The sequence below is a fragment of the Lactococcus fujiensis JCM 16395 genome (genome assembly GCF_002441655.1).
GTDB classification, from domain to species: Bacteria; Bacillota; Bacilli; order Lactobacillales; family Streptococcaceae; genus Lactococcus; species Lactococcus fujiensis.
Map to the genome: position 1 here is coordinate 25,522 of NZ_JXJU01000008.1, position 23,315 is coordinate 48,836.

Sequence of the window (23,315 nt, forward strand, 5' to 3'; positions counted from 1 at the left end):
TTAGGACCTTATGTAACCCAGCAGTGCTCTTTGTGCAAAGTCATGAGGGCACACATAACGCTAATCCATGACTTTTTCCGAGAGAAACAGATGGGTCTACGACGAGAAACGTCCCAATCTTCGTTAATCTTCTTTCCAAATCTCTTTTGCCAAATTAAAGGCAGACCAAGCCTTTGGCCAACCTGTATAAAAGGCCAATTGTGTAATGAGAGCTATGATTTCGTCCTTGGTTACACCATTTTCCTTACCCATTTTGAAGTGACTTTCCAGTTGCGGAAATAAGCCTTGTGCCATAAGTGCGGAAATTGTAATGAGGCTACGTTCGTGCGGTGCAAGGACAGGGTTTGCCCAAACTTCACCGAATAAAACATCATCATTATAGTGAGCAAAATCAGGAGCAAATTCACCTAAATTGTCTCGTCCTGCTGTAATTTTTTTCATGTTATTTCTCTTTTCTTTTAGATAAATTGATTATACTACCGATTGCTCGATAAATGAAATGCTTATTTAAAAGATAATTATGCTCTGAAAGCATCCTTTTTACTACTGAAAATTTTTCCTTCTAATCATTTCATATTTGGATTAAAGTCGTGTGCTCAAAAACTCCAGCAGCTTAGCCAATTCCATTTCGACAAAATCAGGTTTGGCTTTATTTTCCGAGCCAGGCTCCCATAGACCAATGCTGGCGCAATTGTCTAGTTCGGGACTGGCAATCAAGTCCATGATATAATGTACCACGGCTTGGCGCGTCATCTGCACGCCGATAAAAGGCTCCGATTCAGCCAATTTGACATAATCGGTCTTCTGATTATCGTTGTACAGCCAAGGCTGGCGAATGTATGTATAGTTCAGATTTGACGCCTTGAGCACGACATAGCTTTCCTTGTGGCGGTCAATTCCTGCGCCCATCATGCGCTTGTTCCAGTCGCCTTATTTGCCAGCGACTTCATCATGCACACCGAGCGCCGCCGCGATAAGCACGTGCTGCGAAGGGACAAGCACTTCCGTCAAATTTGACGTTGCTTGCCCATTGTCAAAATTCACATAGATAAAATCTTGGTTTTTGACAGCTTGACGTAAAAGCTCTAAATCTTTGGCCTGTGTGACATTTCCGTCAAATTTGACAACATTTTTGTAAGTGCTGACACCAAGAGGTGTGGTCTATCCGCTTTCACTACTTGCATTAATCAATAAAATTTTTGCCATAAATACCTCCTTACGAATAATTAAAACTCGCTCTTTTATATAAGCAAAATATAAGCCTTCAAGTAAACTTGAAGGCAAATAATTAGTATGAATTTATTTAATCAGAAAGTGCTAAAAGTGACTTAATCGTTCGGCGTTGGTCCATATCAACATAAGCTGCCTGAATCTCTTCAAGTTTGTAAGTTTGAGAAAAGACACGACCTGGTTCAATCGATCCATCCAGAACTTTTTCAAGTAACAAGTTCTTAACATCTGATGTGACGGAAGCAATTCCGCCACGTATGCCAATATTCTTCATGAATAATTGGTCCATATAAGGATTATAGTTCATGTCGTGTGGGAGGCCAACACGGCCTACAATAGCACCTGGGCGAGCCACTTGAAAAGCTGTTTCAATAGATTGTGCTGTTCCAACGCATTCAAGTACTGCATCTGCGCCGAGTCCATCAGTTAATGATCGTACCGCTTCAACTGCTTTCTCACCTCTGTCAGCAATGACATCCGTTGCTCCAAAGTCCCGCGCTAAATTTGCTCTGTCTTCATGTCGACTCATCATGATGATTCGAGAAGCCCCAAGCAACTTTGCACCTATGACTGCACAAAGACCAACGGCTCCATCACCAAAGACAACAACCGTGTCTCCAGCTTTGACCTCTGCCGAATCAGCCGCATGAAAACCAGTTGGCATCACATCCGCAAGTGTGGTTAATGAAGCTAACATTTCTGAAGAATAATCCTCAGGTTGACCAGGAATTTTGATTAAGGCGCCGTCAGCATTGATAGCACGTAAATATTCCGCTTGGTAGCCCCCGTTTGAACCTTTTTCGACATTCGGACAGTTGCCATCAAAACCAGCCAAACAAATTTTGCATTTACCACAACCATGCGTAAATGGAACCACAACAAAATCTCCAACTTTAATTTGGTGGACTGCTGAGCCAATTGAATCAACAATCCCAATTGCTTCATGCCCAACCAAACCACTGGGACGTTGTGTTATGCCTCGGAACCACCACAAGTCTGACCCACAAACGCAAGCCCGAACAATCCGAATGATTGCGTCTGTTGAATTTTTGAGTTTTGGTTTTTCCACGTCACGAACATCTATTTTTCCTGCACTTTCAAAATAAGCTGCTTTCATTTTTTTCTCCTTTTTGTATAAAAATTAATCTTCAATTGTCCATGCCAAAAAACGTTGAACTTGCTCTTCATAGGGAAGCTCAAAATAGGCTTTATTTTTATCCATCGCTTCTATTTCTGTCAGCTCTGACGGTTCCAGTTCAAAATCATAGACATCCAAATTTTCCGCCAAATGAACTTCTGATGTTGAACGTGGGAAAATCACAATTCCTTCTTGCAAATGCCAGCGGAGAATAATTTGTGCCGCCGATTTCCCATATTTTTCTCCTAATTCAGCAAATAAAGGTTCTTCAAGCAATACCTTATCTCCATGACCCAAAGGATACCAAGCTTCCATGACCGTTCTATAAGGTGCAAGGTATGCTTTGAGATCTTTCTGTTGTTGATAGGGATGCATCTCCACCTGAATAATTTGCGGCTTTATTTTTGCTGAGTCAAAAATTTTGGTCAACCGAGGCCCGTCAAAATTAGAAATTCCAATGGCTTTTACTTTCCCATCTAAGTAGGCTTTTTCTAGCATTTTCCAGCCTGCATCAACATTGCCAACTTGTTGGTGGAGAAGGACCAAGTCAATGTGCTCTAAACCGAGTCGCTTCAACATGCGATCAATTGCCGTAGGGTCAGCATATTCAGTAGGCCACAATTTACTGGTCACCCAAATGTCATTCCGTTCAATACCAGAATCATTAATGGCTTGACCAACACTTTTCTCGTTCTGATAGGCGTGAGCTGTATCAATGTGACGATAACCAAGCCGCAAAGCAAGACTAACCGCATCATATGTCGCTTGACCTTCAGGAATTTGGTAAACCCCCAAGCCAAGTTGAGGCATTTCTAGACCATTATTTAATTTTATTTTTTTATTCATTTTACTTTTTTACTTTCCTCATTTCAGATTTATAAGATGATTATAAATCATTCTATCGCTAATAACAAATGCTTAATTTGACGGATGATATGCTCCAAAAGCATAATTTGTGACATATAGAACAATGAGACCTAGGGTTAAAAATAGAACCACGAAGCCCATGACAACATGATAATACAACAAGGTATTTTTAATCTTTGCCGTTGCTAAAACAACTAGCGAAAGTCCAACTGGACCACCTAACTGGTGCATCATATTTGTCAGACCAGATGCCGCACCAGATAATTCAGGCGCGACATCTTCCACACCTGCTGCAGTTAATGGAGCCAATAACCAACCTTGTCCTAAACCTACAATGAACATTGGTAAACCAATTGCCAGCCAATAACCATGAGCAGGATTCATCAAAGCTGTCAGAAGCATCCCTAGTAAGAGAATACTCTGCCCAACAATTAATAGAAATTGATTTCCCCATTTTTCAGTCAATTGAGGCAAAACCAGTGCTGAGAAAAACCCAACAAGTGTTAATGGCAGAAAGCCCATGCCAGCTTCTAAAGGACTAAAATGATAAAAATTTTGCATGATTTGTGGAAGGATAAACCAATATGTTAACATGGCCATCATAAACAAAAATCTAGCTAAATAAGCTCCCGTCCGGACTTTATTCTTAAATATTTCCATCGGGATCAGCGCATAAGATAATCTCTGTTCGTACCAATAAAATCCAAAACATGCAACAAGTGACAAGATGATTAATAGCCAACCACCTGTTGTGATACCATAGACAAATAAGAGTGCAATCAGCACTGAGGCCAAACTTCCTCCCCAGTCAATGCGTTGCTTTCGCTTTTTTCCTTTTTCAATCACTTTCCAAGTCATCAAAATTAAAATCAACGAGAGAGGGACATTGATAAGAAAACCGGCACGCCATGTTACCGCCGAAGTCAACCAACCTCCTAAAAGCAATCCTACTGAAGCTCCAATTCCTGCAGTTACCCCATAAGATGCAATGGCTTTCGTTCTCAATTGACCACTGTAATAATCCATTAAGAGTGCCAATGATGTCGGTGCAATAATGGCTGACCCGAGACCTTGAATGGCTCGCCAAACAATCATTTGTGTTCCAGATTGAGTCAGAGCGATACTTAAACTTGCAGTAGCGAAGATTGCTAAACCAATCATAAAAATAATTTTACGTCCCAATAAATCACCCAAACGACCCGCTAGCAATAAAAAACCGCCAAAAGTAATGGTATAAGCATTAGAAACCCATGATAATTGTATTTCATTCATTCTCAGATTCGAAGCAATCTTCAAAGTACTTGTAAAAATGATCGAATTATCCATCAAAATTAAAAAATAAGACATCAAGACGATGACTAAAGGAAGTCCTAATTTTTTACTCTTTTCCATATTTTACCCTTTCATTTTCTAAGAGCAAGTCAAAACAAGCTGCAGCACTCTTGAATTGCAGAAAACCTTCGTGACGTTGAACGTCACAGGCCAATATTGCAATAAGGGGAACATTTTGTTCAAGAAAATAACTTAAGATGACGCCATTTTGACAGGTGATTACAACTGCATCCACCCCTTCAGCTGCCACATGACAAATAAACGGATCATATGCATCCCCCGAAATCAATTGAATTCGGTCCGATACCAGATCAATCCTTCCATCCGCATTTCTTGCCAGTAGTGCTAATTGCCATGAAGTGTTCTCCAAGATCCTTTGCGTTAAATCTCGTCCAATTTTTCCAGCCGCGCCAACAATTAATATTTTCATACCTGCTCCTTTCACATTGAACAGTATAAAACAAAAAAGCACTCCTGAGAAATGCTTATTTTTGACCTTACTATGCTTTTAAAGCATATCTATTCATAAAGATAAAGTTTTATAAAAGCTCTTGTGACTGGGCTAAGCGGAACATTTTTCTTCCAAGCTAAAACACTTTGAGTCAAAATATCAGGATTGAGCGGTCGTGTAACAATATTTGGAAAACCCTCACGTAATGCTCCTTCAGTGACAATGGCAGAGGCTACTCCTTCATTAACAAGTGGAAATAGATTAAATCCAAGATTAAAGCCACCAATGATATTAAAATCTTCAATCTTTCCTTTGGCCCATTCGGCAAAATATTGTCGCACCTCGTGTCTTTGTGAAATCAATAAGGGTTCATTCGCAAGATTTTCAAAGGTCACTGCTTCTAATTGTGCTAAAGGATTATCTCTTTGTGTGAGAAAGACCCAGTGTTCCTTTATATTTAATCGTTCGACATGATATTTTTCAGTCGAGGCGGGTTCAAGAATAAAGCCAACATCCACTAGACCTGAATCAATTCGGCTCTTAATTTCATCAGCATTCCCTGAATATATTGAAAATCTTATTTTAGGGTGTTCATTTCTAAGCACGCGCAAAGTTTTGGCAATACTATCGGCCGTAAAGCCTTCTAATGCACCAATCGTAAGATGCCCTGTAAGTTCAGCATTTTTTCGATCCGCAAAAACACGACTCGTATTGCTTTCGAGTGTCAAAATTTCTTCTGCTTTAATTTTAAGAAATTGACCATCTTCGGTAAGGATCACTTTTCGTCCTTCACGAATAAAAAGTTGTGTATCTAATTCTTCTAATTCCTTGATTTGTCTTGATAACGTCGGTTGAGTGATATAAAGTAGTTCCGCTGCTTTAGAGAATGTCCCCACAGTCGCAACTGTCCAAAAATAGCGTAATATTCTGATTTCCATGCCTATATTATAGCACAGCCTCCAATATTATTAGAAAGAACAGTGGAAAATTCATGATTTATCTGATAATTCTATTTTATTAGAAACAATTCTTTGCTTTTGTATGCTATATTATGTATAATTAATAAAAAAATTAATAGTTTGTTGCAATATTGATATTAGAATCCAAAAAAAGGAGGAAAATTCATGATGACGAGCCATACAAAAACTTGTGCCCCAAAACCAGGGCATTACCACGAGGTTGGACCGAACGGTCAAATTGCTACCAATGGCCATAAAGCTATTATCGGCAAGGGGGATCGACTCCCTCCCACCTCGACTTTTGGAAATCGTTGGGAGCGAGACTAAAAAAAGAGCCTGAAGCTCTTTTTTTATTTTTTAAACTGATAAAAACAACGTTTTGGACTAAAAATTAAATCTTCTTTTTTTAATTGTGCAATCGCTTTTGAAACTTCCTTTTTATCAAGTTCTAATTCAACGGCAATGGCTTTAGAATCTAACATTGTATCTTTTTCTTGAAAAACTCTTAATACTTCTGCTTTTACATCCATTTAGAAATTCCTCCTTTCTAATTTTTGATTCCCAAAAATGTTTTAAGTTGGCTAACCATTAGTTCTGAGTAGGCTTTTGGGTTTGACTTTTTTAGTTTTTCCAGAGCCAATGCTTTTTCAGGATCTGCTTTAAGTTCTGCCGCCTGTTGCTTCATTAAATCAGCTTGACTTTTAACTAATTTATCCGCTTGCGCTTCTGTCAACAAAAGCCATGTTTTCTCTGGAATCTTTATTGTGCTTATTTCTTGAACAAGTTGTCCCTCTTCACCCCCTATGCCAAACAATAATTTTGACCATTTGTCGGTGAATTCACGTCGTTTAGTGATTGTCTCGACTTCGGGTGATTCAAGGTCAACGACTTGATAGGTTGCTTTTTTCTTGATGGCTGTGACTATTTGGCTGATTGAATCTGTAGCAGGCTTAAATTGAGGGCTTGCCTTTTTTTCTGTCTTTGAAGTTCGATAAATGAAAACATAATTTCCGGTATTTTGTCCAATTTCCGCTTTGATAATCATGCCAAAGGGCGAAGACAAATCACCAGCCGTATAAATATCAGTCGAACGTTGACGACTTGTGACAATTTTCGTCCCCCAATTTTTATCCAAATGCAACGTAAGAAGTCCCACAGACAATACTAACATTAGAATCGAAGTCCCTCCAATCAAAATTCGCAATAAAAGTGATTTAAGCACTACCAGACCAATGTAGGTTAATAAGGTAAAGAGCACAATGAGAAAAATAATCATTTGACTTGCCCTCCTTTACTTTGTAAATCGTCAGCCTGATTGGAAATATGTAAAACGTGTCCACGTAAAAAGAATGCTGTAATCAGAGCCATGATAGCAAAAGCGAGTCCTAACGCAAAAGAAACATGATAACCGGTCAACATGGCCTGAATTAATTTATCCGCGTAGAGTAATGGGTTTGTTGTTTTCAAGTGTGCAGCTGGTTGGGCATGGGTAATAACATTTTGTGTCACTGATGATAGGAGAGCCACAACGACCGCCGATGCCACCTGTCGCGCTGTATTGTTGGATGCAGTTCCATCAGCAGCTTCTGAGATGGGTAAGGCCTTCATTGCTGAAGCGGTCAGAGGCATAAAGACCATGGCAATTCCAAACATCCGCATGCCATAAAGAGCCGTGATAAAAATATTGGGCGTCTCAGCCGTTAAAAACACAAAGGGAAAGGTCCCTATAATCAGTATCACTGAGCCTACGAGAGCTAACCGTTTAGCACCTACACGATCATAAGCAAGTCCTGCGATGGGAGACATAATTCCCATCATTAAAGCCCCAGGTAACAAGACCAAGCCAGAATCCAAAGCGGACAGGCCATGCACTTCTTGCATATAAAGTGGCAACATCATTTCGACACCCATCATAGCCATTGTTATTAAGGCGATTACAATCGTCGTCAGTGTGAATTGTTTAGTCTTGAAAACGCGTAAATCCAAAAATGGTTTAGTCATATGAAACTGTCGATAGCCGAAGACTAAGATGATCATCACCCCAAAGAGAATGGGCATAATGACGGTATTCAATTTGGACCAACCATCTGTTGCCACATTCGTAAAGCCCCAAAGAAACAGACCAAATCCTAACACAGATTCAATTAATGAAATAATATCAAGTTTTATGGCTTTATTGGGCAAAACATCTTTGAGCACAAAAGGAGAAATCACAAGACATATTCCCAGAACGGAGAGGGGTAAAATAAATATCGTGCGCCAAGAGTCTGAGAAAGTTATCCCTAAGATCACATGGTTTTTATTTAATATCCAGCCGGCAAAAGTGGGACCAACCGCTGGGGCCAATCCAACAACGAGCCCCCCCAAGCCCATGACAGCCCCCATCTGTTTTGGGGGATACATATTAACAAGCACGACTTGCATGAGTGGCATGGTAATTCCGACAGCAGAAGCTTGTAAAATACGACCTGAAAGAAAAACCCACCAAGTTGACGGTTTTGGCAATGGGGCAGCGAATACAGTAAGCATTCCTGCAAATAAAATTATATATGCTATAATGTAAAGCTTTTTCGTTGAAAATTTAGTTGCCAAGTAGGCTGACACAGGAACCATAATTCCGTTTGCAAGTAAAAACCATGTCGTAGCTTGTTGTGCCGTAGCCATCGAAATGTTGTAATCTCGCATTAAAGTCGGAACAGTTGTCCCCAATACAGTTTGCATGAGCATCCCTGCAAAAGTCGCAAGCAAAATCAATGCGACCATTGGTGCCCTTCGGTAAGTTTTCCCATGACGATCTAAATTAAAAGTTGTGATCTCCTCATTTCCTACTTGCACTTTACTCCTCCTTTTCCTCGACTTTTATTATCTTCGTCCCTAATTCCAGAAAGAGTTCCCAATTACTAATAAATGACTTCGTGCGATTTTCACCCATTTCTTGGAAAATTCGATTGATTCGTCCAATTATACGCTCACGGCTTCGTTTAGTTTCGCGTCTCCCTTTATCTGTTAAAGAAACCAATATTTTTCGCCGGTCTATTCTTGATATTTCGCGCTTAACCAAACCTTTTTCATCTAGATTATTAAGAATATTGGCGACACGTGCAGTACTTGTTCCAATGAATCGGGCAATTTCACTCGGTACAATGCTTTGGCCATTATTTCTATAGAGATAGGTAAGAACGAGCCTTTCCCCTTGAGCCTGCTCATTGAGCCTTAATAAGATTGCCTTACTTTCTTTTTTTTTGATGCATGAAAAAAATTCCTCTGCAGCTTGATTATAATCCATCTGTTCTCCTTAAACTAACGCCCTTCAACTAACTGTATTCTATTGCTAACACTTTTGCTTTTTCAGATTTTACTCTTTTATCATTTTAAAGTCAAGTTATTGTATTCTTTTGATTCCTTTGTAGATAAAAAAAAGAAAAGGTTAACCCTTTCCTGAAAATAATTTGTGATATTCAATTTGTGATCGGATTGTATTCAAATCAACTTCACCAGCATAGCCACCGATTATACCTCTACTAGTGTATTGTTGCATGGCATAATTTAAATCCGTTTTTGGAGAGGCATCCCAAGTCCCCGTATTGCGACCATAATCGGCCATCCATATCGCGTCAAATTTACTTGTATTAATTTTATTTTGGGTAATAAACCAGTCTTGAGCATAAATACCAATTTTTTTGGCGCCTAATGAAACCATTTCAGAACGAAAGGCTTCAATACCACCATTCATATTGGTCATATTTGTTTCTTCAACGTCGAGCCAGTAATAAGTGGGGTGATAGGCCTTTGCATGTTCATAAAAGTTTCGTGCCTGCTGTTTCATTTCAGCATTCGTCTTACCAGTAACATAAGCATATACAGCGACGGGAACATTTCTTTTTTGTAGCTCAATGATGTGCGTTTTGTATGCTTTGTCTTCACCATCAGCTTTAGCCGAACCATCTTCTTTTCCGGGTGTTCCTTCGACGCGAATCACGGCACCAACAATTTGTTTAGCCATAATATCATAATTAATGGTGCTAGGAATTTGCCAGCCTGAAAGGTCAATGACGGGTTTATTTAAATCAACCGTAGTATTTTGAATTCCTAGTGGCTTAATCGTTTCATTTATCGTTTTCTCAGGCTGTATTCGAACCAGTCCTAAAAAGCCAACAAATGAGACCATTAAAATAATAAAGGAAACGGCTGCTAGGCTTTTTAATTTTCGTCTCATCTTTGGTTTCATCATTTCTATTTTATCAAAAATTTGAACAAAATTCTAAGCTGGCACTTTCTTAGGCATTAAAGTTATCATCTAAGAGAAAATCAGCGAATACCTCATTTCCTAGTTCGAAACCTTTATCAGTCAAACGAATGACTTTACGGTCGTCAACAATTAAACCACGGTCAATATATTTCGAAACAACGGCACCGTATAAATTGTTAAAATCAATGCCAAAACGTTGTTCAAATTCTGTCACGGAAACACCCGATTGTTTGCGAAGTCCTAAAAACATTTCTTCCTCAATTTGTTCTTTCTGACTCAAAAACTCCTCGTGAACGCGTTTATTTTCGGCTTCGATATAGTGGTGGACTGGTCCATGGTTCTTGTAGCGTACGCCATCCAAATACCCACTCGCACCGGCACCAATGCCATAATACTCTGCATTGTCCCAATAAGTCAAATTATGTTGACTTTCATAACCCGGTTTTCCAAAATTTGATACTTCATAGTGATTGTAACCGTTTTTAGTTAGGCTGTCAATAATATATTCATACATATCAGCATTTTTATCTTCATTTGGTAATCTCAAAATCCCACGACGTTGGCGATTCATGAAAACAGTATGATCCTCAAGGATCAAGCTATAAAGTGCAACATGAGGTAAATTCAAGGCCAATAGTTTTTGCAAATCTTCTTCAACCATTTCCATCGTTTGCCCAGGAAGTGCATAAATTAAATCAATTGTAATGTTTTCAAATCCGGCAGCGCGTAGTTTTTCGGTGGAGTCATAAACTTGTGCTTCAGTGTGTACCCGCCCAATTTTTTTTAGCAATCGATTGTTGAACGTTTGGACACCGAGTGAAACACGATTCACTGGAGATTGAGCCAACACTTCCACCATTTCATCAGACAAATCGCCAGGGTTTGCTTCAACTGTAAATTCAGAAAGATAGGATAAATCTAGGTTTTCTGTCAGAGCTGACAAGAGACGACGCATTTGACGAGCTGTCAAAACGGTTGGCGTTCCACCACCAATATATAAAGTTTTTAAACGATGAATGTCATGTGCGTTAAACTCTTTAATGAGGGCGTCCAGGTAATCATCTACAGGTTGACCTTCCAAAAATACCTTTGCAAAATCGCAATAATAACAGATATGTGAACAAAATGGAATGTGAATATAGGCTGCTTGTGGCTTTTTCAAGTTCAATCTTCTTTCTTAACTTTTTTTAATCTTGTTTAATTGGTGATTCAATTGATATTTACGCCACTCGAATACGGCACAAAAAACGACGCCAATTAAAATTAAATAAATCGGAAAAGCAACTTCAGCAAATGTCCAATGATTAATCTCAGTAAAACTAGCCGATGCTGATACAACTGAACCTAAATAGAGCCAACCGTTTTCCGTTTCGGGAAACTTCCAGCCTTTAATCAAAGTAGGGAGTGCTGCCAACATATCAGAAGTCAATGAAAGCACAATCGCAATATTGGCATCTTTCGACAAAAACCAAGCTACGAGGGAAAAAATGGAAAAGCCACCGCAAATGAGATCAAATCGAGTCATTTCCCAATAAGAAGTTTTATTAAAAAATGAAGCGATAAAAATCAATAGGGGCCCTATACCAGAACCGAGTACAGGTAAAGCAGCCCAAGTGACACCAGAAGAAAATGCGGCAACAGCACTAATCAGGGGGGCAAGGGCCCATATCAGCCAAGTGACTTTATTAGGTTGTACGGTTCCTTTGATTGTTTCAATCAAATATAAAGCCGAAAATCCTAAACCTATTAATGAGCCGATAATTACAATGCTGTGCATTTTTTTCTCCTTTGTTTTTGAATTTCAAAATAAAAACGGTAGCCCATTTGCCAACCATTTCTATGCTATTTCTATTATAACAAATTTACCACTGAAGCGGAAGATTGTGCCTTTTTAAGATTAATCTGGAAAACGATAAGTTTGAATGCCAAAGTTATCATATGCTTGAAAATAAAGCGTTTTGGACTTCACATCAACGGCACTACGATAAATCGTGTAAGTGTCTGACCGACCGTCTGATTTAGGAACGGTTACACTATTTAAGATATGCCAAGTTTCAATCACATTCGATTTTTCGTTTATTGGTGTTATTGCCCTTTCTTTCAAAACAGTCGCACGGATAAAACGTGTTGTTGGCGTAAATCCACCTGGAAAGACAGACTTTCCACTAAAATTACCTGATGAAATCTGATTAAGGCCTCGTTTTTCATCGGTCAAGTCCAAATAGTCGCCCAATTTTTCAATTTCACGTTCCAATTTAGGAGCATTCGTCACTACTCCAATTGGATTTTCCTTGACTACAAGAATACCGTTAAGTGGTTCAATTGAAATTAAACGACCTGTGGGATCAGTTGCAGAAAAATGTAAATCTGCACGGCCATATTTATATAAGGCAAATTCATCAGTCATGAGCTGAACTTGATTCAATTTAACAATTACCTCAGCAACCGATTGGCAATTCCCCAGCAACCAAAGGACAAATTCAAATGGGGCAAGCGCAATTTTACCAGATTCTGCTTTTTGATTGTATTGAGAAGCATTAGAAAAAGTTAATTTTTGAACGGCAAGTCCAAATTCATTTACCCCATCCGAAATATCGGCATGTCGGTCAACAAAATTTCGACCAACACCCAAAATCGAATATGAATTTGTTATTAAGTCATTATTAAACGATGAATGCCATTGGTAGTTTTTGGGGGCTGTTATTGGAGATGGTGCAAAAGCATGCCAGTCCATTGTACGTGCGAACAAAATGCCGCCATCGCTTGATTTCATTTGAATTGATGTACACATAAATTCCATTATACCCTATGTTAAGCAAATCAACAACTTAATTATTCCAAAAATTAGAGTCAATCGGACTGCTGAAAAGAATAAAAAAAGCACTCTCGTGCTTATTTATTTTATTTATAGATATCAAGTAATCCAAGGAAGCTAGCTGCTTGAAGTGATGCTCCACCAACAAGTGCGCCATCAATGTTTTCTTTAGACATTAATTCTTCAACTGTTTCTGGTTTAACTGAACCACCGTATTGAATACGAACAGCTTCAGAAACGTTTTTACCGTAAAGTTTTTCAACAACTGAACGGACAACGCCACAAGTTTCGTCAGCAATTTCAGCTGTCGCAGTTTTACCAGTCCCGATAGCCCAAATTGGTTCGTAAGCGATGACCATAGATGAAACTTGTTCAGCTGTCAAACCTTTGAGACCAGCTTCAATTTGTCCTGAAACCCATTCTGCTGTTTTGCCAGCTTCAAAAGTCTCAAGTGTTTCACCACAACAAAGAATTGGTGTTACACCAGCAGCAAACAAAGCATGTGCTTTTTTATTGATGTCTTCATCTGTTTCGTGGAAATATTCGCGACGTTCTGAGTGACCAATAATAGAATATTCAATTCCTTCGTCTGCGAGTGCTTTAGGTGATGTTTCACCTGTGAACGCACCTGAATTTTCGAAGTAAACATTTTCTGCAGAAACTTTAAGTGGGTTATTGCCACGATGGTGTACCAATGGAATGAGGTACATCGCAGGTGCAGCGATAGCAACTTCTACTTTGTCTTCTGATGGCAATTTACCGTCGATTTCGGCCAAGAATGCAAGTGTTTCCTTAAGATTCTTGTTGAGTTTCCAGTTCCCTGCGATAATAGGTTTACGTGATGACATTGAGTGTTTCTCCTTTTTAACTTTGTAAGGCAAAGTTTATGTCCTTAAAACACGATTAACGTGTTTTCAATTTTAAGCCTTTCAGCTCATCTTTACATTATAATTTTATCACAAACTTAGCATTTTGTCAGCCATGAATGTTCTTTGATTCAGATAAAAGCGGTTTTATTTCTGGTTAAATTTGATGTTTGATGGAACTAAAGTTCTCTTTCAAAATAGCCGCTGATTTTTTGTAAGCCGTAGCTTCTTTTTCAGATAATTCAACCTCAAATATTTCACGGACCCCATTTTTACCAATCACACAAGGTGCTCCTATATAGACGTCTTTGATGCCATAATGACCTGTCATGTAAGCTGAAACAGGTAGGAGGGCTTGCTCATTTCGAGTAATGGCAACCGTCAGGCGGGCTAAAACTGAAGCAATTCCGTAAGAGGTGTTCCCTTTTCCATTGAAGATATCAAAACCAATCTCTCGAACCCGATTATCAAAATAGTCAAAGTCGGCCAGTTTAGATTCTGGATGCCGTTCAAGCCACTTTGTCAAAGGTAATGAGCCAATTGACAGATTTGACCAAGCTGCAAAACTGCTGTTCCCATGTTCACCTAGTACATAGCCGTGAATGTTTTTCGGATCCACGACCACCTCTTCAGCAATCATATCACGTAAGCGTGCCGTTTCAAGCAATGTACCAGTCCCAATAACTTGACCTTTGGGCAGGCCAGATACTTCTGCAATCACTTGAGAAATAACATCAACTGGATTCGATGCGACTAGAAAAACACCATTAAAGCCGGATGCCATGACACGCTCAGTAATTGATTTAATCATGGAGACATTCGCTTCGAGGAGTTTCAAACGATCCATATCCCCGTCAAAAGTCGCGGCGCGTGCATTAGCAGTGATGACAACAATATCGGCATTTTGACAAGTCTCGTAGTCAGCTGAATAAATCTGTTTGGCTGAAGACTTGAGATAAGGGAGAGAATGGCGCAAATCCCATGCATTGGCTTCAGTTCTTTCTTTGTTAATGTCAATGATGGCAATTTCATCAATTAAATCTGCTGCCACCAGTGTATTGGCATAAGTCATTCCTACTGCACCTGCCCCGATTATTGCTACTTTTGTCACTTCTATCTCCTTTTTTCTTAATCTCTAGTGTCTTATTCAACGGTAAATTTTCGAGCGACGATTTCATCATCTTTCATTTGTTTGATAAGTTCATCCATCCCATTAAACTTGACCATATCGCGAATTTTATCCAACCAATATACAGTCAGATTTTCACCATAAATATCCAAATCAAAATCAAAAACATGGACTTCGATCGTTTTCTCTTTCACATTGAAAGTTTCATTATATCCTATTGATGCAAAGCCTCGATGACGCTCACCTTGAATCAGAACATCGACCACATAAACGCCGGCCGACGGAATACGAATATAATCCTTGATGACCAGGTTGGCGGTTGGATAACCTAATTGGCGACCACGGGCATAGCCGTGGACTACTAGACCAGTGGTTTCGTAGGAATAGCCTAATAATTGATTGGCCTTTTTAACATGACCTGCTTCAATTTCTTTCCTAATCCGAGTCGACGAAATTTTTTCATCGTCCTCTGAAACTTGAGGAATTTGTATGACACGAAAAGCTTCGGTGGACTCCATCTGCTTCATATCTGAACCTGTTTTATGATCAAATCCAGTGATAATCACTTTAGGATGAAATCTTGATAAAATTTGTTGGCTAAATTCTGTCCGCGTTAATTTCGCAAAAGCTGAGGTCATATTTTTAAAAACTAAGTAATCAACCCCATTTTCAGCAAATAGTTCCGCACGTTTTTTATCGCTCGTCAACTTCAATAACATTTCAGGTTCAAATTTTTCAAAAGTTAATGATGGCTTTTCAGGAAATGTGAGGACCACGATTTTTAAATTTAACACTTTAGCTACTTTTCGTGCTTCATTGAATAAAGCTTGGTGACCTCGGTGTAAGCCGTCAAAATAACCTAAAACAAGAACAGATTCATGATCAAATTTTAAATTATCATCAAATTCTAATATTTCCATTACCTTCTCCATATCAACCAAACACTTTATTTGGTTTCCAAATTCCTTCTTTTTCAGGGTGTCGCATATAAACTGCCACAAGTTTACCATCGTAAAGGGCAGCAAATCTTTCTGCTTTCAGTGCCGACAATTTCGTAAATTCAGCCTCGGAAAATTTTTTGCCTACGCGAGCAGCTTCCATCTGATCCAATGATAAGTCAATTTGTGGCAAATCCGAAACAGCATATCCAATGGGATAAATGAGTTCGGAAAGTTTTCCAGTATCACGATAGCTCTCAATCTGCTCTAAAGTCACAGCCTCTTCAATTTTGAGTCCGTTTGCTGCTGTACGCTGAAGTTTAGACATGTGCCCTTCAAGACCCAATGCTTTAGCCAAATCAACTGAAAGCGTACGAACATAAGTTCCTTTTGAGCAAGAAACGCGAAAAGTAAAGGATTCCGTTTTATTTACCGAGTCATAGACAACTGGACTCGTTCGTACAAATTCATGAATATTAATGGTTCTTTTGGGCCGATCAATGGTCACCCCTTGTCGAGCATATTCGTAGAGTTTTTTCCCATTTATTTTGACCGCCGAATACATTGGCGGTGTTTGCTGAATTAGTCCGACAAACTTTTCCATGGCCGTATCTATTTCAGAAGCAGGTATTTCATTTTCGAGCGGGCTTTTGGAAATTATTTTACCTTGCGCATCTTCCGTATCGGTCGAAAAACCAAGTGTCACTTCTCCCTCATAGACTTTCCCTGCAGCTTCCATATATTCGAGTAAACGGGTAGCTTTACCAACAGCAATTGGAAGAACGCCCGTTACTTCTGGGTCCAATGTTCCTCCATGGCCGATTTTTTTTGTTTTTAATAGGCCTCGAAGTTTTGCAACGACATCAAACGATGTCCAACCTGCCTCTTTATAGACATTTAATATTCCATTCAAATTTTCGTTCATCATTGAAATTATATCATTTTTTTGCTCGATTTTACGTAATCGAGTTGTTCATATAAAAAACCCAGTCTAAATTCAATCTGCTTCAGAATTTAAACTGAGTCTCTTTTTAGTAATTCTTATTCTGCTGTACCTAATGTTTGTGAAAGTTGAGAATAAGGTTGCGCATGGAGCATCCATTGAACGCCAAATTCGTCGGTAAAGTCTCCCATTGCACCACCCCAGAATTGTTCTTCAAATGGTAAATTAATTGTGACGCGACCACTATTTGCAACAAGATTCCAAAATATTTTTGCTTCAGTCATTGCTTTCTCGTCTTCTGAATTCAATTCAAGTAAGATTGAAACACCGGTATAGCTTAAATGATCTCCTCTAAAATTGTCTGCCGCCATAATTGTTGTACCAAGTACGTCAAACTGGCTATGCATGGTCATTTCAGAAGCTTTTTCAACAGGGACACCAAATTGTTCAGCTTGTTCTTCCGAAACCGGGATTCGATGAATGTTGGTGGCAGCAAGCACTTCCTTATAATAATCCAGTGCTTTTTTTGTATTGTTCAGTGCTAAATATGGATGAACAGTTGTCATGTAAGAACCTCCAAAAGTGTTTTTGTCACAATGAAAAAGCTGTCATTAATGACAGCTTTATTTTATCACAAGGAAACGGTTTAATCTACTAATTCAGCGTACTTAAAGCAAGTTTCAACATGATCATTGATAACTCCTATGGCTTGTAAGTAAGCATAAATTACCGTCGAGCCAGTAAATTTGAAACCGCGCTTTTTCATATCCTTGCTCATCCGGTCAGAGAGTTCATTTGTCGCGGGTACTTTTGATTCATCCTGAATACGATGTTGTTCAACTTTTCCTGATGTGAATGACCAAATGTATGCGTCAAATGAGCCCCATTCTGCTTGAATTTCTAAAACTTTACGAGCGTTATTGATGGCAGCATTTACTTTTAATTTATTCCGAATTATTCCAGAGTTCTGCAATAGCTCGGCTACTTTCTCTTGCCCATAATTCGCAACTTTATCCAATTGAAATTGATCAAAAGCCACATAAAAATTTTCTTGCTTATTTAAAATTGTGTTCCAAGATAAACCAGCTTGATTCATATCTAAAACCAATTTTGCAAACAATTCTTGGTCATCATGTAATGGTGTCCCCCAAAATTCATCATGATATTTCATCATCTTTTCAGAAGACTGACACCACTTGCATCGCGTTTGAATTTCCATTTTCTGCCTCACTTAAAATTAATATACATAATTTAATTTATGTATATTTAATAAAATTTCTTATTCCAAACTTTATTTTCAATTTCATAAAAAAATTCTGATGAATGACGTTGATCCAGCATCATTTCAGCCATTTCGATAAATCCGTCAGAAAGTGACTGCTCACTCAATGTATCTATTGGTGTCCAAAAAACTCTGCCCTCTGATGTCTCTTCTAAAAGTTGACCACAATAATCAGATGTTTGATAGAGAAAGACCATATAGCGCTTGTTTTCTTTTGTTTCATACCAGTCTTTTATCCCACACAGTTTAAGATTTTGAATTTCAAGTCCTGTTTCTTCCTTAATTTCTCGGATAGTTGACAATACGATCGATTCTCCGGCTTCAACATGCCCCCCAGGAAAGGCAATCCCTTTCCAAGATTTAATTCGTTTCTGAACAAGGACGGTTCTTGAATCTGAATTAATTACAGCACACATGTTGGTCAATTCAACCCGTTCCAAAGGATGCTTGCTCATTTTAGTCAGCTTTCTTTTCAATTGGGGCCATTGCAGCCAACAAGCGTTTCATACCAACCTCTGGAAAATTAATTTTCAATTCCATATTATTTCCACTTCCAGTCACGCTCAACACCATTCCTTCACCCCATTTACGATGAATCGCAGTATCACCAATTTGCCAATTGACGACCTGTTTCTGGCTCACTTTTTGTTGTATAGGACGTGAAGTGGGATTGATCGCTGCTTTACGATTATGAATGGCATCAGACATGGATTGACCTGAGCCAAAACGTGTTCCTCCTGTTTTAGTTCGGTAAGCGGCATTAAATGAACTGTTTGCTTTGCGAGCGAGCCCCGCATAATCAATCAAATCATCTTCAATTTCTCCAATGAAACGACTGGGGCGATTGTAGCTCGATTTCCCATACAGGACACGAGAATTCGCATTGGTCAAATAGAGTTGCTTTTCTGCCCGCGTAATTCCAACGTAAGCCAAGCGACGTTCTTCTTCAAGTTCTTCAACATCTTCATTCGCTCTTGAAAGTGGGAAAATATTTTCTTCCATTCCAATTAAAAATACAATAGGAAATTCTAATCCTTTCGCCGCATGAAGTGTCATTAAAGTGACCATGTCAGAATCTTCCGCCACGGAATCCGTATCTGCAATTAGACTTAGATCATTTAAGAATCGGCTCAACCTATCTATACCATTTTCTAAAATTGCTTCACCTGTTTCTTCATCAAGTGGCGTTTCATCTTTTTCATCGAAATTTTTTGTAACAGATAAAAATTCTTCAATATTTTCTATTCTCGTTTGACTTTCAATGTTGTTTTGCAACTTTAAACTGTCAAGATAACCAGAGCGATTTATGACTTCTTCGGTCAATTGAGTGACCGTGAGAACTTCAGCTTTTTGACGTAAGAGGTCAAACATCACACCTAGATCAAAGATACTTCCCGCCGCTTTTCCTCGAATATCCGACAAAGTAATATCCATTGTTGATTCTTCCATCGAATTTCCGCGATCTCTGGCAAATTGACGCAATTTATCTACGGTTCCAGGACCGATTCCTCTTTTAGGTTCATTGATAATTCGTTCAAAACTCATATTGTCGGCAGAATTAGCGATGACGTTTAAGTAAGAAATGACATCACGAATTTCTTTACGAGAATAGAATTTGGTTCCTCCAACCATTCCGTAAGGAATATTCGATTTAAGGAATGCTTCTTCAATATTACGTGATTGTGCATTTGTCCGGTACAAAACGGCAAAATCTGAGTATTTTTTTCCTTCCCCTCGGACTTGTTCAACTATTTTTTGAGCAGCAAACAAGGCTTCATCACGTTCATCATTTGCACGATAGTATATGATGTGATCCCCTTCATTATTTTGTGTCCATAAGTCCTTTGGTCGACGATTGACGTTGTTTTTAATGACATTATTTGCTGCCTGCAAAATCGTTTTCGTTGAACGATAGTTCTCTTCTAGTAATACAACTTTTGCATCTGGATAATCCTTTTCAAAGTCCAAAATATTTTGCATATCAGCCCCACGCCAACCGTAGATTGATTGATCGGCATCACCAACGACACAGATATTTTTAAAACGAGAGGCGAGTAGTTTCACCAATTGATACTGAGCATGGTTTGTATCTTGATATTCATCCACGTGGATGTATTGAAATTTTCCTTGATAATAGGTCAATACATCAGGATTTTTATCAAATAAGCGCAAGGTTTGCATGATAAGGTCATCAAAATCCATGGCCTCTGATTGACGCAATTCTGCCTGATAAACTTTATAGACACGCGCAGTTAATAATTCATAAGGATTACGGGCATTTGCTTGTGCCTCATAAGCATTCTCATCTAAAAGTTCATTCTTGGCATTTGAAATTGACCCCAGCAATGTTTTCGGATCCCATTTTTTTGGATCGAGATTCATTTCTTTAAGAATACGTTTCATTAATGTCTTTTGTTCACCTGGGTCAACAATCGTGAAATTTCGATTATAACCAATATGATCTGCATCTCGACGCAAAATCCTTACACACATAGAGTGGAAAGTGGCTATGAGCGTATCCTGAGCTCGCGGTGTCAAAGCTAATGCACGGTCTCGCATCTCACGTGCTGCTTTATTGGTAAATGTAATGGCCAATATATTCCACGGATTTACCATTTTTTCATCTATTAGATAAGCAATACGATGCGTTAAAACACGAGTTTTTCCTGAGCCTGCACCAGCCATGATCAAAAGTGGTCCCTCCGTGGTTTGCACAGCTCTTGCTTGTTTTGTATTCATTCCTTGAAGTAGTGGATTCATCTTTTTTCCTAACTTTCAAAATTCAATTGATTCATTTTATATAAGTCTAAAAATATCAGCCTTACTATTATACCATAATCTCCCCACCAAATTTAAGTCAATACAAAAACTGAACCTCTAGAGTTCAGTCGATGAATTATTTTTTAAATGACCGGACGAATGTTGAAGCAAATCCCATAATCTTACTAAGGTTTGGTTCATAAGATTTAATTTCTTTTCCTCTCTCGTCTACAATTTTAGCATTGTGATTTTTTCCATCAAACAAAAAGTCAGAAATGATTTGAGCGGCCTCCTCGGGTTTTTTCACAAAACGACTGGCTTGCGCACCATTTAAGTCCGTCGCTACTGCTCCTGGCATGACACCAAAAATTTGGCGTTTACTTTTATCTTTGATAAATTGATTCCCGAAAGCCATTGTCATTGAATTTTGCGCCGCCTTTGAAGTAATATAAGCCAAAGGTTGCCAAAATTGGTTTCCTGATATTGGGACAGTCACATTGAGTATTTTTGCATCATCGGCCAAATTACTTAAGAGATTCAGAATTAATTCATGTGTTCCAAGAAAGTTGACTTCCAATGTTTCTCTCAAGTCATCTGTACTGTATGCAAAAGCTGATTTCGACATATCAAGTTGACCTTTATCACTTTTTAAATTTCCTGGAATACCAGCATTATTGACTAAATAATCTAAGCGCCCAACTTGTTTAGCAACGTTATGAAGACTGCCAAAATCATTGAGGTCCAATTTTACAAAATGTGCATCTAATCCCTCTGCTCGCAAAATTTGAACAGCTGCTTGCCCTTTTTCTTCATTGCGGGCCCCAATGAAAACTGAAATACCTTTGTGTCCCAAATAACGAGCAATTTCAAGTCCAATCCCTTTGTTTGCTCCTGTAACGAGTGCTTTTACCATTAGAATTCCTCATTTATTAATTATTTGGTTCTAATTTTATCACTTTTTTGAACAATGGTAATATATTATTGATTATTAATCGCTTTTTTGACAATATATCCAAGAAACAGTATAATTTTCGTATGGAAAATCAATTTGAACTCTTACGAGACGGAATTCTAAAAATGCAGATTACCACTGTTAAAAAAGCTCAGCTAGTCACAGGACTTTCTCCAGATAAGATTATCAATTTTGTCAGAAATGATCCTTCGCTCCGGATTTTTGACAATGAAAATGGTTGTTGGATTAACGAAAGTGCAGCTGGACACTGCTAAAAAGACCCGTCAGGACTGACAGGTCTTTTTTTATTTCAAGTCATTAATGTTGGCAATTTTATATGTTGAACTGGTCAGTTTAAATTTATCTTTTAAACCTGGTGTGATATACACGTTATCGTCCTTGTCAACAATAACAACTTCAACATTTTTCATTTTTTCAACTAATTGATAACCTTTTTTCGTGCCGAGTCCAAAGATAACTGTTGAAAGACCATCACCATTAGTATCATCTTTTCCTGAAATCAATAAAGTTATACTGGCAATATCATTATCAAATGGATAACCCGTTTGTGGATTTAATTCATGAGAATATTTAACGTTGTTTACTGTCAAATAGCGTTCATAGATACCAGACGTGTTGACATGCTGATTGGCAGCATCCAAGATTCCCATTTGTGTTCCTGTAGGGTCATTGGGATCTTTAATCCCAATGCGCCATGGCGAATTATTTCCTCGAGGAGAATGTCCAATCACGTAAATTGAACTTGATCCTAAATCAACAATTCCAGTGGTAACACCGGCTTTCTTCAATGAATCTACCATCAACATGGCCACATAACCCTTAACAATAGAGCCTAAATCTAATTTCGTTCCTTTATTTGTCAAATAGACGGATTGATTAGCATCATCAAATTGTACAAATTTATAATTAATTGTGGGTAAAACTTCATCAATTTCTGCCTGCGTTGGCTTTTTTTCATCCGGGAATCCTATATCCCAAAGTTTTGTCAACCGTCCTACAGTGATATCATAGCCACTTTCAGGATATTCTTTTGAATAATTGTAACCTGCTTTTATGAGTTGATATACACCAGCAGAAACTTGAACTGGTTTGATCCCAGCATTTGAATTGATTTGATCAACTTCTGAACCTTTTTGATTTACGGTTGTTAGAGTATTATATTGAACCGGAATCTTTAAGGCATTTGCAACAGCTTTTTCTTTATTTTTGTCATAAACAGTCACCTGAATGAAAGTTCCCATGGTTGTCACATCTTTTGTATAAGGTGTTTGAAGCAGATTTTCATTCGTTGTTGTCGTTTTGCTCGTTCCGCAAGCTGCTAAGGTCACAAGGCTAACAGCTAAACTTAAAAATAATGCAATTTTTTTCATTTTTTTAAATTTC

The 23,315-nt window shown here is 38.5% G+C and carries 26 protein-coding genes and 1 pseudogene; 2 read left to right on the top strand and 25 right to left on the bottom strand.

Features of this window, described 5'->3' with window-relative positions:
- Nucleotides 1-123 precede the first annotated feature (123 nt).
- The 7 genes and pseudogenes from RT41_RS07065 to RT41_RS07095 all read right to left on the bottom strand — a co-directional run bounded on the left by RT41_RS07065 (nt 124) and on the right by RT41_RS07095 (nt 5,956).
- On the bottom strand, nt 124-441 hold the full coding sequence (locus RT41_RS07065) for a carboxymuconolactone decarboxylase family protein (protein WP_054639387.1): 318 nt from the start codon (nt 439-441) through the stop codon (nt 124-126).
- A 141-nt stretch (nt 442-582) separates the two neighbouring features.
- Nucleotides 583-915 (bottom strand): annotated as a pseudogene (locus RT41_RS07070) (NAD(P)H-binding protein); the annotation flags it as partial.
- 388 nt (nt 916-1,303) lie between these two features.
- Nucleotides 1,304-2,347, bottom strand: a complete 1,044-nt coding sequence (locus tag RT41_RS07075; RefSeq protein ID WP_096818464.1) for a zinc-dependent alcohol dehydrogenase family protein — start codon at nt 2,345-2,347, stop codon at nt 1,304-1,306.
- Between the two features lie 24 nt (nt 2,348-2,371).
- Entirely contained in the window at nt 2,372-3,214 is an 843-nt protein-coding gene (locus tag RT41_RS07080; RefSeq protein ID WP_096818467.1) for an aldo/keto reductase, read from the bottom strand.
- Nucleotides 3,215-3,286: 72 nt separating this feature from the next.
- Complete coding sequence (locus tag RT41_RS07085) at nt 3,287-4,627, bottom strand: MFS transporter (protein ID WP_096818469.1); 1,341 nt, start codon at nt 4,625-4,627, stop codon at nt 3,287-3,289.
- Entirely contained in the window at nt 4,614-4,997 is a 384-nt protein-coding gene (locus RT41_RS07090) for an NAD(P)H-binding protein (protein ID WP_054639389.1), read from the bottom strand. Before RT41_RS07090 ends, RT41_RS07085 begins: the two co-directional genes overlap by 14 nt.
- Nucleotides 4,998-5,086: 89 nt before the next feature.
- A complete protein-coding gene (locus tag RT41_RS07095) occupies nt 5,087-5,956 on the bottom strand; it encodes a LysR family transcriptional regulator (protein ID WP_096818471.1) in 870 nt (289 codons plus the stop codon).
- A 186-nt stretch (nt 5,957-6,142) separates the two neighbouring features.
- Here RT41_RS07095 and RT41_RS07100 point away from each other — a divergent pair, with 186 nt between their 5' ends.
- On the top strand, nt 6,143-6,304 hold the full coding sequence (locus RT41_RS07100; protein WP_096818473.1) for a YjzC family protein: 162 nt from the start codon (nt 6,143-6,145) through the stop codon (nt 6,302-6,304).
- A gap of 23 nt (nt 6,305-6,327) precedes the next feature.
- Here RT41_RS07100 and RT41_RS07105 read toward each other — a convergent pair whose 3' ends face one another.
- From RT41_RS07105 to RT41_RS07185, 17 genes are all read right to left on the bottom strand, one after another.
- On the bottom strand, nt 6,328-6,507 hold the full coding sequence (locus RT41_RS07105; RefSeq protein ID WP_096818475.1) for a MarR family transcriptional regulator: 180 nt from the start codon (nt 6,505-6,507) through the stop codon (nt 6,328-6,330).
- Nucleotides 6,508-6,524: 17 nt separating this feature from the next.
- Nucleotides 6,525-7,253 (bottom strand): DUF4811 domain-containing protein, encoded by a 729-nt coding sequence (locus RT41_RS07110; protein ID WP_096818477.1) that lies wholly within the window; start codon nt 7,251-7,253, stop codon nt 6,525-6,527.
- Nucleotides 7,250-8,740, bottom strand: coding sequence for an MDR family MFS transporter (locus tag RT41_RS07115; protein WP_096818562.1), 1,491 nt, complete (start codon nt 8,738-8,740; stop codon nt 7,250-7,252). The genes RT41_RS07110 and RT41_RS07115 overlap by 4 nt, the downstream gene beginning before the upstream one ends.
- A 73-nt stretch (nt 8,741-8,813) precedes the next feature.
- Complete coding sequence (locus tag RT41_RS07120; RefSeq protein WP_096818479.1) at nt 8,814-9,263, bottom strand: MarR family winged helix-turn-helix transcriptional regulator; 450 nt, start codon at nt 9,261-9,263, stop codon at nt 8,814-8,816.
- 141 nt (nt 9,264-9,404) lie between these two features.
- Complete coding sequence (locus RT41_RS07125; protein ID WP_425435560.1) at nt 9,405-10,208, bottom strand: glycoside hydrolase family 25 protein; 804 nt, start codon at nt 10,206-10,208, stop codon at nt 9,405-9,407.
- Nucleotides 10,209-10,254: 46 nt separating this feature from the next.
- On the bottom strand, nt 10,255-11,394 hold the full coding sequence (hemW, locus tag RT41_RS07130; protein WP_096818481.1) for a radical SAM family heme chaperone HemW: 1,140 nt from the start codon (nt 11,392-11,394) through the stop codon (nt 10,255-10,257).
- A 9-nt stretch (nt 11,395-11,403) separates the two neighbouring features.
- Nucleotides 11,404-12,003: a hypothetical protein gene (locus RT41_RS07135; protein WP_096818483.1), complete on the bottom strand. Its 600-nt coding sequence runs from the start codon at nt 12,001-12,003 to the stop codon at nt 11,404-11,406.
- Nucleotides 12,004-12,123: 120 nt separating this feature from the next.
- The gene (locus tag RT41_RS07140; protein WP_054639461.1) at nt 12,124-13,017 is read right to left on the bottom strand and encodes a choloylglycine hydrolase family protein; all 894 of its coding nucleotides are present in this window, start codon (nt 13,015-13,017) and stop codon (nt 12,124-12,126) included.
- A gap of 110 nt (nt 13,018-13,127) precedes the next feature.
- Complete coding sequence (tpiA, locus tag RT41_RS07145; protein ID WP_096818485.1) at nt 13,128-13,889, bottom strand: triose-phosphate isomerase; 762 nt, start codon at nt 13,887-13,889, stop codon at nt 13,128-13,130.
- A 175-nt stretch (nt 13,890-14,064) separates the two neighbouring features.
- Nucleotides 14,065-15,018, bottom strand: coding sequence for an L-lactate dehydrogenase (locus RT41_RS07150; protein ID WP_245811641.1), 954 nt, complete (start codon nt 15,016-15,018; stop codon nt 14,065-14,067).
- 32 nt (nt 15,019-15,050) lie between these two features.
- Nucleotides 15,051-15,956, bottom strand: coding sequence for a bifunctional riboflavin kinase/FAD synthetase (locus tag RT41_RS07155; RefSeq protein ID WP_096818486.1), 906 nt, complete (start codon nt 15,954-15,956; stop codon nt 15,051-15,053).
- A 13-nt stretch (nt 15,957-15,969) separates the two neighbouring features.
- Nucleotides 15,970-16,887 (bottom strand): tRNA pseudouridine(55) synthase TruB, encoded by a 918-nt coding sequence (gene truB / locus RT41_RS07160; RefSeq protein WP_281251378.1) that lies wholly within the window; start codon nt 16,885-16,887, stop codon nt 15,970-15,972.
- Between the two features lie 128 nt (nt 16,888-17,015).
- A complete protein-coding gene (locus tag RT41_RS07165; protein ID WP_054639395.1) occupies nt 17,016-17,483 on the bottom strand; it encodes a VOC family protein in 468 nt (155 codons plus the stop codon).
- Between the two features lie 80 nt (nt 17,484-17,563).
- Nucleotides 17,564-18,136: a DNA-3-methyladenine glycosylase I gene (locus RT41_RS07170; protein ID WP_054639396.1), complete on the bottom strand. Its 573-nt coding sequence runs from the start codon at nt 18,134-18,136 to the stop codon at nt 17,564-17,566.
- Between the two features lie 47 nt (nt 18,137-18,183).
- The gene (locus RT41_RS07175; RefSeq protein WP_096818488.1) at nt 18,184-18,654 is read right to left on the bottom strand and encodes an 8-oxo-dGTP diphosphatase; all 471 of its coding nucleotides are present in this window, start codon (nt 18,652-18,654) and stop codon (nt 18,184-18,186) included.
- 1 nt (nt 18,655) lies between these two features.
- A complete protein-coding gene (gene pcrA / locus RT41_RS07180) occupies nt 18,656-20,959 on the bottom strand; it encodes a DNA helicase PcrA (RefSeq protein ID WP_096818490.1) in 2,304 nt (767 codons plus the stop codon).
- Nucleotides 20,960-21,095: 136 nt separating this feature from the next.
- Complete coding sequence (locus tag RT41_RS07185) at nt 21,096-21,872, bottom strand: SDR family NAD(P)-dependent oxidoreductase (RefSeq protein WP_096818492.1); 777 nt, start codon at nt 21,870-21,872, stop codon at nt 21,096-21,098.
- A gap of 122 nt (nt 21,873-21,994) precedes the next feature.
- Here RT41_RS07185 and RT41_RS07190 point away from each other — a divergent pair, with 122 nt between their 5' ends.
- The gene (locus tag RT41_RS07190) at nt 21,995-22,186 is read left to right on the top strand and encodes a hypothetical protein (RefSeq protein ID WP_096818494.1); all 192 of its coding nucleotides are present in this window, start codon (nt 21,995-21,997) and stop codon (nt 22,184-22,186) included.
- 30 nt (nt 22,187-22,216) lie between these two features.
- Here RT41_RS07190 and RT41_RS07195 read toward each other — a convergent pair whose 3' ends face one another.
- Nucleotides 22,217-23,302 carry an FAD:protein FMN transferase gene (locus RT41_RS07195; RefSeq protein WP_096818569.1) on the bottom strand — a complete coding sequence of 362 codons (1,086 nt, stop codon included), beginning with the start codon at nt 23,300-23,302 and terminating at the stop codon, nt 22,217-22,219.
- Between the last annotated feature and the right edge of the window lie 13 nt (nt 23,303-23,315).

Excerpts from the sequence above, each read along its gene's own strand:
- RT41_RS07075 (WP_096818464.1), bottom strand. The coding sequence starts at position 2,347 with ATGAAAGCAGCTTATTTTGAAAGTGCAGGAAAAATAGATGTTCGTGAC.
- RT41_RS07080 (WP_096818467.1), bottom strand. The coding sequence starts at position 3,214 with ATGAATAAAAAAATAAAATTAAATAATGGTCTAGAAATGCCTCAACTT.
- tpiA (WP_096818485.1), bottom strand. The coding sequence starts at position 13,889 with ATGTCATCACGTAAACCTATTATCGCAGGGAACTGGAAACTCAACAAG.
- RT41_RS07125 (WP_425435560.1), bottom strand. The coding sequence starts at position 10,208 with ATGATGAAACCAAAGATGAGACGAAAATTAAAAAGCCTAGCAGCCGTT.
- RT41_RS07090 (WP_054639389.1), bottom strand. The coding sequence starts at position 4,997 with ATGAAAATATTAATTGTTGGCGCGGCTGGAAAAATTGGACGAGATTTA.
- RT41_RS07100 (WP_096818473.1), top strand. The coding sequence starts at position 6,143 with ATGATGACGAGCCATACAAAAACTTGTGCCCCAAAACCAGGGCATTAC.
- RT41_RS07095 (WP_096818471.1), bottom strand. The coding sequence starts at position 5,956 with ATGGAAATCAGAATATTACGCTATTTTTGGACAGTTGCGACTGTGGGG.
- RT41_RS07155 (WP_096818486.1), bottom strand. The coding sequence starts at position 15,956 with ATGGAAATATTAGAATTTGATGATAATTTAAAATTTGATCATGAATCT.
- RT41_RS07115 (WP_096818562.1), bottom strand. The coding sequence starts at position 8,740 with ATGGTCGCATTGATTTTGCTTGCGACTTTTGCAGGGATGCTCATGCAA.
- RT41_RS07105 (WP_096818475.1), bottom strand. The coding sequence starts at position 6,507 with ATGGATGTAAAAGCAGAAGTATTAAGAGTTTTTCAAGAAAAAGATACA.
- RT41_RS07185 (WP_096818492.1), bottom strand. The coding sequence starts at position 21,872 with ATGGTAAAAGCACTCGTTACAGGAGCAAACAAAGGGATTGGACTTGAA.
- RT41_RS07120 (WP_096818479.1), bottom strand. The coding sequence starts at position 9,263 with ATGGATTATAATCAAGCTGCAGAGGAATTTTTTTCATGCATCAAAAAA.
- RT41_RS07190 (WP_096818494.1), top strand. The coding sequence starts at position 21,995 with ATGGAAAATCAATTTGAACTCTTACGAGACGGAATTCTAAAAATGCAG.
- RT41_RS07165 (WP_054639395.1), bottom strand. The coding sequence starts at position 17,483 with ATGACAACTGTTCATCCATATTTAGCACTGAACAATACAAAAAAAGCA.
- pcrA (WP_096818490.1), bottom strand. The coding sequence starts at position 20,959 with ATGAATCCACTACTTCAAGGAATGAATACAAAACAAGCAAGAGCTGTG.
- RT41_RS07170 (WP_054639396.1), bottom strand. The coding sequence starts at position 18,136 with ATGGAAATTCAAACGCGATGCAAGTGGTGTCAGTCTTCTGAAAAGATG.
- RT41_RS07140 (WP_054639461.1), bottom strand. The coding sequence starts at position 13,017 with ATGTGTACATCAATTCAAATGAAATCAAGCGATGGCGGCATTTTGTTC.
- RT41_RS07175 (WP_096818488.1), bottom strand. The coding sequence starts at position 18,654 with ATGAGCAAGCATCCTTTGGAACGGGTTGAATTGACCAACATGTGTGCT.
- RT41_RS07135 (WP_096818483.1), bottom strand. The coding sequence starts at position 12,003 with ATGCACAGCATTGTAATTATCGGCTCATTAATAGGTTTAGGATTTTCG.
- RT41_RS07065 (WP_054639387.1), bottom strand. The coding sequence starts at position 441 with ATGAAAAAAATTACAGCAGGACGAGACAATTTAGGTGAATTTGCTCCT.
- RT41_RS07085 (WP_096818469.1), bottom strand. The coding sequence starts at position 4,627 with ATGGAAAAGAGTAAAAAATTAGGACTTCCTTTAGTCATCGTCTTGATG.
- RT41_RS07110 (WP_096818477.1), bottom strand. The coding sequence starts at position 7,253 with ATGATTATTTTTCTCATTGTGCTCTTTACCTTATTAACCTACATTGGT.
- RT41_RS07195 (WP_096818569.1), bottom strand. The coding sequence starts at position 23,302 with ATGAAAAAAATTGCATTATTTTTAAGTTTAGCTGTTAGCCTTGTGACC.